This window comes from Nocardia vermiculata NBRC 100427, from assembly GCF_001613265.1.
Classification (GTDB): domain Bacteria; phylum Actinomycetota; class Actinomycetes; order Mycobacteriales; family Mycobacteriaceae; genus Nocardia; species Nocardia vermiculata.
In genome coordinates this window covers 35708-49517 of sequence record NZ_BDCA01000045.1, presented here as the reverse complement: position 1 = coordinate 49517, position 13810 = coordinate 35708, and the positions used below count along the sequence as shown (strand labels likewise).

General features: G+C 65.7%; 12 protein-coding genes and 1 tRNA gene. 7 read left to right on the top strand and 6 right to left on the bottom strand.

The features are described from left to right. Positions 1-183: 183 nt before the first annotated feature. On the top strand, positions 184-2016 hold the full coding sequence (locus NV2_RS29205) for an AMP-dependent synthetase/ligase (protein ID WP_067881685.1): 1833 nt from the start codon (positions 184-186) through the stop codon (positions 2014-2016). Between the two features lie 54 nt (positions 2017-2070). Here NV2_RS29205 and NV2_RS29200 read toward each other — a convergent pair whose 3' ends face one another. The 3 genes from NV2_RS29200 to NV2_RS29190 all read right to left on the bottom strand — a co-directional run bounded on the left by NV2_RS29200 (position 2071) and on the right by NV2_RS29190 (position 4750). Next, complete coding sequence (locus tag NV2_RS29200; protein WP_067881682.1) at positions 2071-2622, bottom strand: YbhB/YbcL family Raf kinase inhibitor-like protein; 552 nt, start codon at positions 2620-2622, stop codon at positions 2071-2073. 40 nt (positions 2623-2662) lie between these two features. Next, positions 2663-4018: a M20/M25/M40 family metallo-hydrolase gene (locus NV2_RS29195; RefSeq protein ID WP_067881679.1), complete on the bottom strand. Its 1356-nt coding sequence runs from the start codon at positions 4016-4018 to the stop codon at positions 2663-2665. Between the two features lie 102 nt (positions 4019-4120). Beyond that, a complete protein-coding gene (locus tag NV2_RS29190; RefSeq protein ID WP_067881676.1) occupies positions 4121-4750 on the bottom strand; it encodes a PaaI family thioesterase in 630 nt (209 codons plus the stop codon). 417 nt (positions 4751-5167) lie between these two features. Here NV2_RS29190 and mihF point away from each other — a divergent pair, with 417 nt between their 5' ends. From mihF to NV2_RS29175, 3 genes are all read left to right on the top strand, one after another. Then, positions 5168-5482 (top strand): integration host factor, actinobacterial type, encoded by a 315-nt coding sequence (mihF, locus tag NV2_RS29185; protein WP_067881673.1) that lies wholly within the window; start codon positions 5168-5170, stop codon positions 5480-5482. Between the two features lie 107 nt (positions 5483-5589). Next, a tRNA-Leu gene (locus NV2_RS29180) sits at positions 5590-5675 on the top strand. A gap of 384 nt (positions 5676-6059) precedes the next feature. Then, on the top strand, positions 6060-7001 hold the full coding sequence (locus NV2_RS29175; RefSeq protein ID WP_067881670.1) for an AraC family transcriptional regulator: 942 nt from the start codon (positions 6060-6062) through the stop codon (positions 6999-7001). A gap of 161 nt (positions 7002-7162) precedes the next feature. Here the strand turns inward: NV2_RS29175 and NV2_RS29170 are convergent, their stop codons facing one another. Together NV2_RS29170 and NV2_RS29165 are read right to left on the bottom strand one after the other, a co-directional pair. Then, positions 7163-7471: an SH3 domain-containing protein gene (locus NV2_RS29170; protein WP_067881667.1), complete on the bottom strand. Its 309-nt coding sequence runs from the start codon at positions 7469-7471 to the stop codon at positions 7163-7165. Positions 7472-7754: 283 nt separating this feature from the next. Next, positions 7755-8618 (bottom strand): alpha/beta fold hydrolase, encoded by an 864-nt coding sequence (locus NV2_RS29165; RefSeq protein WP_210749853.1) that lies wholly within the window; start codon positions 8616-8618, stop codon positions 7755-7757. Between the two features lie 285 nt (positions 8619-8903). On the opposite strand from NV2_RS29165, the gene NV2_RS29160 reads away from it, so the two are divergent. Next, on the top strand, positions 8904-10031 hold the full coding sequence (locus NV2_RS29160; RefSeq protein WP_067881664.1) for an NDMA-dependent alcohol dehydrogenase: 1128 nt from the start codon (positions 8904-8906) through the stop codon (positions 10029-10031). Between the two features lie 141 nt (positions 10032-10172). Here the strand turns inward: NV2_RS29160 and NV2_RS29155 are convergent, their stop codons facing one another. After that, positions 10173-11015 carry a mycofactocin-coupled SDR family oxidoreductase gene (locus NV2_RS29155; RefSeq protein WP_067881661.1) on the bottom strand — a complete coding sequence of 281 codons (843 nt, stop codon included), beginning with the start codon at positions 11013-11015 and terminating at the stop codon, positions 10173-10175. 256 nt (positions 11016-11271) lie between these two features. On the opposite strand from NV2_RS29155, the gene NV2_RS29150 reads away from it, so the two are divergent. Both NV2_RS29150 and NV2_RS29145 read left to right on the top strand, forming a co-directional pair. Continuing rightward, complete coding sequence (locus NV2_RS29150) at positions 11272-12195, top strand: crotonase/enoyl-CoA hydratase family protein (RefSeq protein ID WP_067881658.1); 924 nt, start codon at positions 11272-11274, stop codon at positions 12193-12195. Continuing rightward, positions 12192-13799 (top strand): AMP-binding protein, encoded by a 1608-nt coding sequence (locus tag NV2_RS29145; RefSeq protein ID WP_067881656.1) that lies wholly within the window; start codon positions 12192-12194, stop codon positions 13797-13799. Before NV2_RS29150 ends, NV2_RS29145 begins: the two co-directional genes overlap by 4 nt. Positions 13800-13810 lie beyond the last annotated feature (11 nt).

Sequence of the window (13810 nt, the reverse complement as noted above, 5' to 3'; positions counted from 1 at the left end):
CCGCCCCGCGCGACACCGAGTCAGGGCCCGGATCTCCGTGCGGAGGTCCGGGCCCGCATCGTTCCCGGCCGCAAACTCCTACCGGCCGGAAGAGCCCTGCCGATGTCCGATTTCCTGTTTAGGATGGGTGATCCACGTCACGCCGCAGGTGTGATGGTTCGTGCACCGACCGGGACAAGGGTTATGACAACAGCTGAACTCGCCTTCACCCACCAGAACGGCGCCGCGGTCCGTACCGCGACCGAGGCCTTCCAGCACACCGCGGCGCTGCGCCCGAATCAGGTGGCGCTACGCACCGTCGGAGGCACTCGGCAGATCACCTGGGCCGACTATGCGCGCCGGGTCCGCGCCATCGCGGCCGGGCTGGCGAAACTCGGTATCGGACACGGCGACACCGTCGGCATCATGCTCACCAACCGGCCCGAGTTCAACCTCGTCGACACGGCCGCACTGCATCTGGGTGCCACCCCCTTCTCGGTGTACAACACCAGTTCCCCCGAGCAGATCGCGCACGTCTTCGGCAACGCCGACAACCGCGTCGTGGTCACCGAACAGGCATTCCTGGCGCCGATCACCACCTCCGGGGTGAGCCTCGAGCATCTGATCGTCGTCGACGGCACCGCACCCGACGGCGGACTCACCCTGGAACAGGTGGAAAACGATCCCGCCGACGATTTCGACTTCGACGCCGCCTGGCAGGCGGTGCGACCCGAGGACCTCGCCACCCTCATCTACACCTCCGGCACCACCGGCCCGTCCAAGGGCGTGGAGATCACCCACGCCAACGTCGTCGCGCAGATCGTGGCGTTGACCACCGGCGCACTCGTCGCCGACATCGACTCGCGTGCCGTGTCGTATCTACCCGCCGCGCACGTCGCCGACCGTATCTCCGGGCACTGCCTCAACCTGTTCACCGGTGTCACCATCACCTGCGTGCCCGACGCCCGCGAGATCGCGGCCGCCCTGCCCGATGCCCGACCCACCTTCTTCTTCGGCGTGCCGCGGGTGTGGCAGAAGATCAAAGCAGGTGTCGACGCCGCCATCGCCACCGAGTCCAGCCCGGTCAAGAAGACGCTCGCCCAATGGGCGATCGGGGTCGGCGTCGCCACCGCCCGCGCGCGCCTGTCCGGTAGCGGCGGTGGCCCGCTGCTGGCAGTACAGCACAAGATCGCCGACGCGCTGGTGCTGTCGAAACTGCGCGCCACCCTCGGCATGGACCAGCTGGACGTCGCCTCCTCCGGTGCCGCCGCCATCCCACCCGAAACGCTGGAATTCCTGCTCGGGCTGGGCTTCACGGTCAGCGAGGTGTGGGGAATGTCGGAAACCACCGGCGTCGGTACCTACACCGAACTCGACAAGCCGCGCCCCGGTTCGGTGGGCCGCGTCGTCGAGGGCGCCGAGATCCGCCTCGACGAAGACGGGGAACTACTGATCCGTGGCGGCATCGTCACCCACGGCTACCGCAAGATGCCCGACAAGACCAACGACGCCCTCGACGCCGACGGCTGGCTGCACACCGGCGATATCGCAACAATCGACGGCGACGGCTACGTCACCATCGTCGACCGCAAGAAAGAACTCATCATCACCGAGGCCGGGAAGAACCTGTCCCCCACCAATATCGAGAATTCGGTCAAGGCGCAGTCCTCCCTGATCGGGCAGGTCGTGGCCATCGGTGAAGCTCGCCCCTACATCGCGGCACTCGTGGTGCTGGACACCGACACCGCCGCCGTGCGGGCCAAGGCGCTCGGCATGCCCGATGCCGCCCTCACCACCCTGGCCGGTAATCCGCAGATCCTGGACGAGGTGCGCGCCGCGATCGTCGCCGGTAACACGAAACTGGCCCGCGTCGAGCAGATCAAACGGTTCCGCATCCTCGACCGCGCCTGGGAACCCGGCGGGGTGGAACTGACACCCACCCTCAAGCTCAAGCGCTCCCCCATTGCCACCGAATACGCCACCGATATCGCCGAGCTCTACACCGATCCGGCCCCCGACGGCGTGCACAACCTCTAGACGTGCGGCGGGCGGGTGGTGCCGGACTCCGGTCACCACCCGCCCGCGGTGTTGCTACTTCTGCTCGTAGGTGCCCACCAGGATCGCGCGCCCGATCGCATGCGAGAACAGATTGAACCCCAGGAACGCCGGGCTGGCGTCCGCACCGATCCCCAGCGACTCCACGTCCACCGCATGCACCACCACGTAGTAGCGGTGATAGCCGTGTCCCGGCGGCGGGCCCGCCCCGACGAAACCGGCGAATCCGCCGTCGTTGCGCAACTGCACCGCACCGCTGGGCAGCGCGCCGCCCTCGCTGCCCTCACCGGCGCTGCCCGCACCGGAGTCCAGTGAGGTGACCGACGCGGGAATGTCGGCGACGGCCCAGTGCCAGAAGCCCGACGCGGTCGGGGCGTCGGGGTCGAAAACGGTGACCGCGAAGCTCCTGGTCTCGGCCGGGAAACCACTCCACGACAGCTGCGGCGAAATATCCTTGCCGCCCGCGCCGAACACGCCGCTGACCTGTTCGTTGGCCAGGGGCTGACCGTCGGTGACGTCGGTGGAGGTGAGGGTGAATTCGGGAAGTTGCGGTAGCGCCGCGTACGGATTGTACGAATAGTCGGGCACGTGGACCGTCCTTTCTGCTCGTCGGGTAGTCGGTCGATCGTCAGCTGTGCAACAGGAAATGCTCCATGACGCGGGCGCCGAATTCCAGTGCCGGTACCGGCACCCGCTCGTCCACACCGTGGAACAGCGCGGAGAAGTCCAGTTCCGGCGGCAACTGGAGCGGCGCGAAACCGAAACAGCGAATACCCAAGCGCGCGAACGCTTTCGCATCCGTTCCGCCGGACAGCATGTAGGGCACGGTGCGCCCGTTCGAATCGTGGGCGAGGATCGCCGCATTCATCGCATCCACCAGGTGGCCGTCGAAGGTGGTTTCGTAGGAGTCGAGTTCGGTGATCCACTCCCGCTCCACGTCCGGGCCGATCAGCTCGTCCACCTCGCGTTCGAACGCTGCCTGCCGCCCCGGCACCACCCGGCAGTCGACGGTGGCCTCCGCGGTCTGCGGGATCACGTTGGCCTTGTAGCCGGCCTGCAGCATGGTCGGGTTGGCGGTATCGCGCAGCGTGGCGCCGATGATCCGGGAAATGGTGCCCAGCTTGGCGAGCTGGCCCTCGATATCGGGGCTGTCGGGATCGAACTCGATACCTGTTTCCTCGCTCACCGCCGCCAGGAATTCGGCCACCGAATCCGAGAGCACGAGCGGGAAGGTGTGGTTACCCAGCCGCGCCACCGCCTCGGCGAGGATCGTCACCGCATTGTCGTCGTGCAGGAACGAGCCGTGCCCGGCACGCGCCTTGGCGCGCAACCGCATCCAGCCCAGCCCCTTCTCCGCGGTCTCCACCAGATACAGCCGCCGCTCGGTGCCGTCGCGCCGCGGCACCGTCAGCGAGAACCCGCCGACTTCACCGACCGCCTCGGTGACTCCCTCGAACAGGTCCGGCCGATTGTCGGCCAGCCATTGCGAACCCCATTTGCCGCCGTTCTCCTCATCGGCGAGGAAGGCGAACACGAGATCGCGTGGCGGCACGGTGCCCTCGGCCTTGAACTGGCGTGCCACCGCCAGCATCATGCCGACCATATCCTTCATATCGATCGCGCCGCGGCCCCACACGTAGCCGTCGCGAATCGCGCCGGAGAACGGGTGCACGCTCCAGTCGGCGGCCTCGGCCGGAACCACATCCAGATGCCCGTGCAACATCAGCGCGCCGCGGCTGGGATCGGCACCCGGCAGTCGCGCGAACACGTTGCCGCGGCCCGGCGCACCCGACTCCACGTATTCGGTCGTGTAGCCGACCTCGTGCAGCTGCTCGATCACCCACTGCGCACATTCGCGCTCACCCTTGGTGGTTTCGAGCACCCCGGTGTTGGAGGTATCGAACTGGATCAGCTTGCTGACCAACCCGACCACTTCGGCTTCCGCACGGCAGCTGTACGCGCGTTCTTCCCCGGAACCAGTCACGCCACTTTCCTACCACGCATCGTGGGGCACCGATCACCACCGGCTGCCGGTCGCCGTACGCGGCCCGCCCGGGCGACCGTCGCAACGAGCCGGGGCCGGGCGCTACTCGGATGTGTCCCGGGTGCCGCGCGGGGCGATGAACACGCCGTGGGCTTCGACGGTGATGGTCCCGCCCGCGGAGATGGAGCCGGCGGCGTAGGTCTTGATGCCCTCGACCCGCTCGACCCACGCATCCAGGCGGATCGGCCCCAGCGGGGTGCCGGCCCGGTAGGTGATCGTGAGGGTGCCGGTCAGCCTCGGTTTTCCGCCGACCGCTGCGGTCATCCCGAGAATTTGATCCAGGATCAGCGCGCACACCCCGCCGTGCACCAGTCCGGGCGGGCCCTCGTAGGCGGCGCCCAGCGTCACCTCACAGTGCCGCCGGCCGAGCTCATCGCGGTGGATGACCAACGGCGGCGCAATCGCATTACGCAACCCGACCGCAGCATTTCCCCAGGTGAGGACCTTTCCGGCGGCAGTGTGGCGGACTCCGAACGCGCCGTCGAGCTGGCGGCGGCGCAGCCGTGCCGTCGCGGCGCGCACGAGCGTCTCGACCTCGCGGATCTCCTGGTCGTCGACCTCGGTGCGGATCGTGGCGTCCACGAGCTCCCGCACGGCTTCGGTGAGCGGCCCGTACAGCGCGGCGCGGCGTTCGATTTCGGCGGAATCGATGTCCTCGAGTGTGATCTGCACGCGCGTCCTTGCTCTCCGGTTTTGATGGACAGATGTCCAATGATGGAATCGTGATCTTCGGCTCTTCATAATGCCCGGTCAGGGCCCGGATACCTGTGGGTGCCTCACTGGGCGGACACCGTGAATGGCGTGCATGATCGCGTAGCGGGATCCAAAAGTCCGGCGCAGGAACGGTTTCGGCACACCCTGCACCCCGCGGCGGGTGCTGCGCCGCCGGTCCCGAATCGGCCCCGGATCGACGAACCGGACGGTCCATCAATTCCCTCACCGGCAAATATTCCGCATTCGGCGGGGGTGAACGGGCGGCACTGCGGTCGAACGGCGATTATCCTCGCGGTGTGTCGACCCATCAGCGGGCTGCCGGTGATGTTCAATCGGTGCCGTTGAGTTCCAGCGAACGAGTGAAAGGTTAGAGACATGGCACTTCCCACCATGACCGCCGAGCAACGCTCCGAAGCGCTGGCCAAGGCGGCCGCGGTCCGTAAGGCGCGGTCGGAGCTGATCGAGCAGATTCGCAAGGGCTCGGTCTCGTTGGCCCAGGTGCTCGAGCGTGCCGACAAGGAAGACCTGGTCAAAAAGACCAAGGTCGCCGCGGTCATCAAGGCCCTGCCCGGTATCGGTCCCGTCAAGGCCGCCAAGCTGATGGACGATGCCGACATCCCCGTCGATCGCCGCATCGGTGGCCTGGGATCGCGCCAGCGTTCCGCGCTACTCGAAGCGTTGAAGAACTGACCCAGCCGAAGGCGGCGCTCAGCAGCCCGAACCTCCTCGCCGACCTGCACGAATACCCGTGATTTGGACCTCGAGGATTGATCCGTTAATCTTGCTGAGCACCACCGGTCCGGGTGGCGGAATGGCAGACGCGCTAGCTTGAGGTGCTAGTGCCCTATTAACGGGCGTGGGGGTTCAAGTCCCCCTCCGGACACAATCGGTACATTTACGTCGTCCGTTGTACCTGCAGTACTGCAGGTACAACGGACGACGTTTTTTAGTGTGGTTTGCAAATCACCTCAGGTCAGGTTTATGTCCTGCCGAGCTGGGAAGACTCCGAGAGTCCGACAAGAAGTGTTGTTGGAACGTGAATCGTCATACCGCGCAAGCTTTTCCAGCTCGCGCCGCCACTCGGTGTGATGGCATTGCCGGGCGTCGATAAGGTTTACGGTGCCCTGATGGAGGCTTCCGCGTTGGATTGTGCGGCACCGCTTATCGGGCCTTGGTGTTTGTCGAGCCGAGACCAGGAGGGGGTCGGTATGACGTCAGGTTTCCGCCATTACCGTGAGCCTCGTTCGAACCGGGTTGGACGTGCCCGGTGAAGTACGACCGACTGATCGTCAATCATGCCCAGGAATGGGCAGAACTCATCAACACCTTTGTGCCGATGGGTCATCGGATACGCCACCTCGGTGAGTGGACTTCCCGCCTGACCGCGCAGCAGACGAGCACCTACAGCCTGCTGCGGTGGGACGAACCCGACGGACGTGTCAGCTTTCGGACCCCGGGGCATGTCAGGCGCGAACCCGCCGCTGGTTTCTACTGGCTGGTACTCCCCCAGCAGGGCTCCTTCGTCGTAGGTCGAGACAATGACGTGATCGCCGCTCCGCCGGGACACGCCATGCTGTTCGGGGCCGATCAGGTGTGCTGGATCCGACCCGGCGCCAGCGCACTGGCCCTGCAACTGCCGCGCGTCGAGGTCGATCACGCCGTCGCGGCGGACGGCCCACGTCGTACCGCCCTGAATCTGGATACCGGTCTCGGCCGCGTCACCCAGACTCTGATCCGGAGCGTGCACGCCGAGCGGGCCGAACTCGATGATCGCGAATTCGACGTCGCGTGCGATCGGATCAGTGAACTGCTGTGCATGCTCGCGGTAGGAGACAACCAGCCGCCGCGAACACACCCAGATGAGACGGTTGAGGCCGTGCGACGGCATGTGCGCGCCTGCATCGGTGCGGACGATGTGCGATTGCCCTCGGTCGCACACGCACTCGGCTGGTCGCCGCGGCAACTTCGCACCGCGCTGCAGCGTGCGGGCACCTCCTATCGAGATGTGCGACGGGAAGAAGCACTGCGGGTGGGCCGGGAACTACTGAAAAACAGCAGGGCGCAAGACATGACGATCACCGACATCGCCGCCCGGACCGGTCTCACCGCGAATTGGTTCTCCGCCGCATTCAAGGTTCGCTACGGCATGTCGCCGCGTGAGTTCCGTCAGCGTCACACAGGCGGAGTCGACAGTGATCGCCAGAACTGACAGTGCGGCCCCGGCAGTGCATTCCCGCCCCGGCCGAGTAGTAAGGCCTACAGCCACCCGCCGGGTTGGCATCTGCCGGCCCCGGCGGGCGAACGATCCCTGTTGTGCCCTGTGCGGGCGGACCCGCCGACCGGAATATCACCGGACCGGCGTAGCCCGGACTACAGGGGCATAACGCAAGAGCGGACGACCCAGCCCTTGGCGCCATTCCAGTTGACTGCGGTCCAGTTCGAGTCCTTGTAGCCGCATGCCTTGTACGACCCCCCGCCGTGAATGAGGTCGCTTGTCTTGAATGTTGTGCCCTTGGGAATGGTGCCGACGGCGCGAGAGTTGTCGTCGGCATTGGCCCGCACCGTGAGCGTTTCCAGTGTCTTCACCTTCACCGTATCGGCTGAAGCGGTCGGGGCGATCCCGGCCAGAACACCGCCGACCAATGCCGCAAGGGTCGCGACTCGTGCAAGTTTGGTCATCGTTTCCGGCTTCCTTCCAATGGTTCGTACTACTGCCACGCGGAAAGTGACAGCTGATAGTCGCCAACGGATTTCGGGAGCGCAATCCGGTCCTGAAGCCATCCGTCCGAAGCCGTAGATCGGGCGCGCAAACCGTAGATCGGCGCGACTTGGTAGGACGGCATCGCCGGGCGGCGATACGGTGTGCGGTTTCGCCAAGGCTTTCAAACGCGAATTCGGGACCGCACCAGGCCGCTACCGAACCCGGGCAGCCTGACTACAGCAGCGAAGGTCTATAGCACCATCATCGGCGGTGCAGGAACTTCCGGATAGCGGCGAGCCATTGCCGAGGTTGGTCGATGTGGGCCATGTGGCCGGCTTCCTCGAGCACTGCAGCTTCGGCGTTGGGAAGTGCTGCGGCAGTGCGCTCGACCAGTTCCGCCGGAAAGATCATGTCGTGGCGACCGTGCAGCAGAAGTATCGGCACCGCGGTTGCCGAGAGCGCCTGGATCGGGTCGGCGATGCGGGGGGATTTCAACGTTCCCGCGTCGCGTGCTCGGTCCCATTCCGCCGAGAACCGCACTGCTTCCAGCCGCTGCAGATAGTGCGGCAGCGCGTCGGCACGCCAAACATTGACCCGGGCACCGGCCGCCGCGGCGGCGCGGGTGCGTTCCGGTCCGAGCGCAGACCGCGACCAGACCTCGAGTTCTGCTTCGCGACGCTCCTGTCTTTCCGGGCAGCCCTCGAAGGCATCGGCGGGAACCGGTAGGACACTGCTGGATGCGATGATCAACCGGTCCACCCGCTCGGGCGCGGTCACCGCGAGTCGTTGTGCGAGCAGGCCACCATAGGAGAAGCCCAGTACATTGGCGGCCTCGAGGCCGAACGCATCCAGGATTGCCAGCAGGTCGGAAATCACTGCGTCCGGGTTGTAGGCCGTGACGGGCAAGCCGCGGGCAGAGCGTCCACACCCCCGCAGATCCGGCAGGAGCAGGCGATGGGTGCCGGCCAGTTCGGCGAGAGGCTCCCGCAGGTAGCTGTGGTCCCAATCGGGCCCACCGTGCACGACCAGCAGTGGCGGGTCCACCGTGTTCCCGGCACACGCAACGAACAGTTCGACGTCGCCGGACACGATGCGTTCTTCCCACACGCTGACAACGCCTACCACATCGCGCGTTCCCGTCGCGGAGACGGCGTGGCCGCACGCTGTGCGGCTCGGCCCCTCGGTGTGCCGGAGACGCGAATACCACACTTGCCGACCCGGCGTTCCGCCCTCCGGTAGGAAACCTGGACACGAGTCCATACGCGTGTCAGGATCGAATTCTCCACGCCGCGCCGCGGCTTCGGCTCGCGAACAGCCCGAGCGGTCGGTGCGACTGGGAACCTACATCTTCCATACCACTCGGCTCCCCGGATCCAACCGCGGTGCCGGCCCGTCACGAAGGCAGTAGCGATGAAGACCAAAGGTGCTCTCATCTGGGAGTTCAACCAGCCCTGGGCAATCGAGGAGATCGAGATCGATGAACCTCGCCGGCACGAGGTGAAAGTGCAGATGGAGGCGGCGGGTATGTGCCACTCCGACCACCACCTGGTGACCGGAGGCATTCCCATGGCGGGGTTCCCGGTGTTGGGGGGACATGAAGGCGCCGGTGTCATCGTCGAACTCGGCCCCGATGTCGAGGATCTCGCAGTGGGCGACCATGTGGTCTTGTCGTTCATCCCGTCGTGCGGCCGATGCCCGTCGTGTCAGGCCGGGATGCGCAATCTCTGCGACCTCGGCGCGCTACTGCTGGCCGGAACGTCGGTCACCGACGGCACACACCGAGTCACCGCCGGCGGGCACGACGTCTACCCCATGACCCTGCTGGGTACCTTCTCCCCCTATGCCGTGGTCCACCAGAGTTCCGTCGTCAAGATCGATCCCTCGGTCCCGTTCGAAGTCGCCTGCTTGGTCGGATGTGGAGTCACGACCGGATACGGGTCGGCCACCCGCTCTGCCGATATCCGCCCGGGCGAGGACGTCGCCGTCATCGGTATCGGCGGACTCGGAATCGCCGCACTGCAGGGCGCGGTGCATTGCGGGGCTCGGTACATATTCGCGGTCGATCCTGTCGCGTGGAAGCGCGAACAAGCCCTGAAGTTCGGAGCGACTCACGCGTACGCCACCATCGAGGAAGCCACTGCTGCGTGTGCGGAAATCACAGCAGGGGGCATGGCCAAGAAGGTCGTCGTCACCGTCGGGGAGGCGCGAGGTAGCGACATCGACACGTGGCTGGGCATCACCTCGAAGGGAGGCACCTGCGTAGTGACGGCGATGGGTAGCCTGATCGAGAACGAAGCCACGTTGAATTTGGCGATGCTGTCGCTTCTCCAGAAACGACTGCAGGGCACCATCTTCGGCGGCGGGAATCCGCACTACGACATTCCCCGGCTACTGGCGATGTACACAGCGGGGAAGCTGAATCTCGACGATATGGTCACCCGGCAGTACCGACTCGACCAGATCAACGACGGATACCGAGACATGCTCGAGGGCAGAAACATTCGCGGGATCATCCGTTACACCGACGACGATCGCTGAGCCGCACGCGAGAACCCAGCATCATCTCGTGCCCGCCGCGGCGTCGCCGGTATGACGAACGCCGCGGCATCAGCGAGATCTTCTCCCCGGCCTCCGCACTCGATGTGGTGCGCCCTCAGAACGAGGTCGAAATCGGGCCGGTCAAAATTTGAGTGCCCCCGCGTCAACGGGAATCTGAGTACCGGTGATCGCACCGGACCCCGGGCCCGCCAGCCATGCCACCACCTCGGCGACATCTTCGGCCGGCATGAAGCCGCTCTGCCCGTCGGAGGCCTGCTTCAGCGGGACCGGCGGGAAGCTGTGCAGAAATGTCGGATACTTGCCGAACATCTCCATCATGGTGTCCGGCTGAATCATCGGTGTGTCCACCGAGTACGGGTGAATCGAGTTCACTCGGATCCCGAATTCGCCGGCTTCGATCGCCAGCGTATTGGTCAATGCGACCAGACCGTGCTTCGAGGCTGCGTAGTGCCCGTTTCCGGGAGTCGCCTTCAGCCCTGCCGACGAACTCACGATGATGATCGAGCCGCCGTTACCTGCCTCGATCATCGCCGGTACGGCGGCCCGGACGGTGCGCCACGCCCCGCTCAGATTGACATCGACAACGGTGTCCCACTGCTCTTCACTCATTTCCCACAGCCTGGCCCAGCTCAGCACGCCGGCATTCGCGACCAGGATGTCGAGGCGGCCGAACAGGGCGATGCCGTCGGACACGAGTGTCTGCAGCTCCGCCAGATTCCTGACGTCGACGGCCCGGGTGAGTGCCTTGCGGCCGGTGGCCTCCACCAACCGCCCGGTCTCCGCGAGATCCTCGGGAGTAGCCGCTTGGTAGGTGATGGTGTCCGATACAGGTGCGCATGCGTCGACGGCGATGATGTCGGCGCCCGCAGCGGCCAGCCGCACCGCATGCGCGCGTCCTTGTCCTCGGGCGGCCCCCGTTACCAGAGCCACTTGTCCTATCAGCGGCTCGTTCGTATCACTCATCCGAAAACCTTCGATCGTCGTGTCGGGCGATGACCACCGGCGGCATCGGCCGGGGCCAACAGCGCGGCTTCACCAGCCGCCGAGCGAGACTACAACGATGGTCAGACAGGTGTCCAGGTGGTCGGATGGCTTCTCCCCTACTGCGTCGCGATTGCCTCAGGCGCTTCCGGCCGTGCGACCAGGTCGGATCCGTTGACAGTCCAAACGGACTGTGAAAGTGTTCCCGCACCATCGCTGCCGAAGTTGGGACGCCGCCATGACTTTCACCGGAAACACGGTCGAGTACGCAGTACGTGAGCATCGTGCCTACCTCACGTTGAACCGCCCGGACAGGCTGAATGCGATCACCGCCGAAATGGCCCGCGAGATCGATGACGCTGTCGCCGAGGCGAATGCCGACGATTCGGTGCGTGTCATCGTGATTCAAGGAGCAGGACGCGCGTTCTGTGCAGGTTACGACCTGAAGCTCTACGCGGAAGGCGGTGCGGAACACCAGGGTGCGGTGTGGGATCCGATCAAGGACTTCCGGATGATGAAGGCCAATACCGACCACTTCTTCTCACTCTGGCGCTCGGCGAAGCCGACAGTGGCGAAGGTGCACGGGTACGCCGTTGCCGGCGGCAGCGATATCGCGCTCTCCTGTGACCTGGTCGTGATGGCCGAGGACGCCCGGATCGGATACATGCCCGCACGTGTGTGGGGGTGTCCGACGACAGCGATGTGGGTTTATCGTCTCGGTGCCGAACGTGCCAAACGCATGTTGCTCACCGGCGACACCATCGACGGTGTCCAGGCCAAGGAGTGGGGTCTGATCATCGACGCGGTTCCCGCGGCCGAACTCGACACCGCGGTCGAAGAGCTCGTCGATCGGATGGCCGGTATCCCGATCAACCAGCTGGTCATGCAGAAGATGATGATCAACCAGGCGTACGACAACATGGGGCTGCAAACCACCCAGAATCTCGCCGTGCTCTTCGACGGCATCACCCGCCACTCCCCCGAGGGGCGCTGGTTCGTCGACTTCGCGCAGAAATACGGCTTCGACTCCGCGGTTCGGTGGCGCGACACCGGCCGTCACATTCCCGACGGCGGAGGCGAGGTCCCCACCGAGGACGAGATCGCCCGAATGAAAAGAGAACTCGACGAGAAGGCGGCCCCGGCGGAAGAGACGGGCCGATGAGAGCACTGACCGAATCCTTGTGGCCGATGGACACCAGTCGGCCTGTTCTCGATACGACAGTCGGGGAGCTTCTGCAGCAGGCCGCTACCGAGGTACCGGACAAGCTCGCTCTCGTATCGGTGGCTCCGCAACGCGATGCCCGGGCCTGGACCTACGCAGAGTTTCGCGACGATGCCGAGCGTGCGGCAGCTTGGCTGCTCGACCGCTTCCGGCCGGGCGAACACATCGCGGTGTGGGCGCCGAACGTCCCCGAGTGGCTCGTGCTGCAGTACGGAGCCGCACTCGCCGGGCTGGTGCTCGTGACCATCAATCCCGCACTGCGCGAACAGGAGCTCGAATACACACTCGACAGGTCACACGCGGTCGGAGTCTTCTTCGTCGACAGCTTCCGCGGCACCGATATGGCGGCACTGGCCCGGGCCGTGCTGCCCGCGGTGCCGACGGTGCGCGAGGCCACTGCCTTCGACGGCTGGCTCGACGAGGTGCGCTGCACCGGAAAACGGACCGAGTTGCCGGTGGTCGATCCCTGGTCTGCTACCCAGATACAGTTCACCTCCGGCACTACCGGCAGTGCGAAGCCGGCGGTACTCACCCATCGGGCGATGGTCACCAATGCCGCCTTCGTGCGCGATCGCTGCGACGCGTCCCCCGGGGCGACCTTTGCCACCGCCTTGCCCCTGTTTCATACTGCGGGTTGCGGTTTGGCCGTGATGGGATCGATACATCACCGGGGCACCGTCGTCGTCGCCGAGATCTTCGACCCGTCGACGATGCTGCAGGCACTCCAGGACTACCGCGCCGAGGTATTCGGTGGGGTGCCCGCCATGCTGGCGGCCCTGCTCGCACATCCCGGGCTGGCCGGTTTCGATCTCGGTGCGCTGAGGGTCGTGATGTCCGGAGGCGATGCCGTCCCCCCGGTACTGGTCGAGGGCTGGGCGAAGGTCTGCGGCGCCACGGCCAGTGCGGTCTACGGCCAGACCGAATCGAGTCCGATCATCTGCCAGACGCGTCCGAGCGACAGCCGCGAGGACAACATGTTCACGGCCGGCCAACCGCTTCCCCAGGTCGAAGTATCCGTGGTCGATCCCGGCACCGGTGTGGTGCAGCCCGTCGGGGTCGAGGGCGAGATCTGCGCGCGCGGATACCAACTGATGTCGGGCTACCTCGATATGCCGGCCGAGACCGCGCAGACGATCGATGCCGACGGGCGGCTCCACACTGGCGACCTGGGCACGATGGACGCCCGCGGATACGTGCGGGTCACCGGGCGGCTCAAGGACATGATCATCCGCGGCGGGGAGAACATTTACCCACGTGAGATCGAAGAGATCCTGGCCGCGCACCCCGCGGTCACCGACGCGATCGTGCTCGGCCTGCCCGACCCGGAATGGGGCGAGAGCGTGGCCGCCGTCGTCCGACCGGTCCCAGCACAACCGGCCCCGACAGCGGAGGAACTGCACCACTACCTCCGGGAACGTCTCGCACCGCACAAGACGCCCAAATCCTGGTACATCGCTGAAAGCCTTCCGGTGACCGCGCTGGGCAAGCTCCAGAAATTCCGCCTCCGCGATCAGATCACCAGCGGGGAGCTCAGGCCGTTGTGAACCGAAAGCCC

Bases quoted from the DNA above. Each gene is read 5' to 3' on its own strand.
- NV2_RS29205 (WP_067881685.1), top strand. From the start codon at position 184: ATGACAACAGCTGAACTCGCCTTCACCCACCAGAACGGCGCCGCGGTC.
- mihF (WP_067881673.1), top strand. From the start codon at position 5,168: ATGGCACTTCCCACCATGACCGCCGAGCAACGCTCCGAAGCGCTGGCC.
- NV2_RS29170 (WP_067881667.1), bottom strand. From the start codon at position 7,471: ATGACCAAACTTGCACGAGTCGCGACCCTTGCGGCATTGGTCGGCGGT.
- NV2_RS29160 (WP_067881664.1), top strand. From the start codon at position 8,904: ATGAAGACCAAAGGTGCTCTCATCTGGGAGTTCAACCAGCCCTGGGCA.
- NV2_RS29155 (WP_067881661.1), bottom strand. From the start codon at position 11,015: ATGAGTGATACGAACGAGCCGCTGATAGGACAAGTGGCTCTGGTAACG.
- NV2_RS29150 (WP_067881658.1), top strand. From the start codon at position 11,272: ATGACTTTCACCGGAAACACGGTCGAGTACGCAGTACGTGAGCATCGT.
- NV2_RS29145 (WP_067881656.1), top strand. From the start codon at position 12,192: ATGAGAGCACTGACCGAATCCTTGTGGCCGATGGACACCAGTCGGCCT.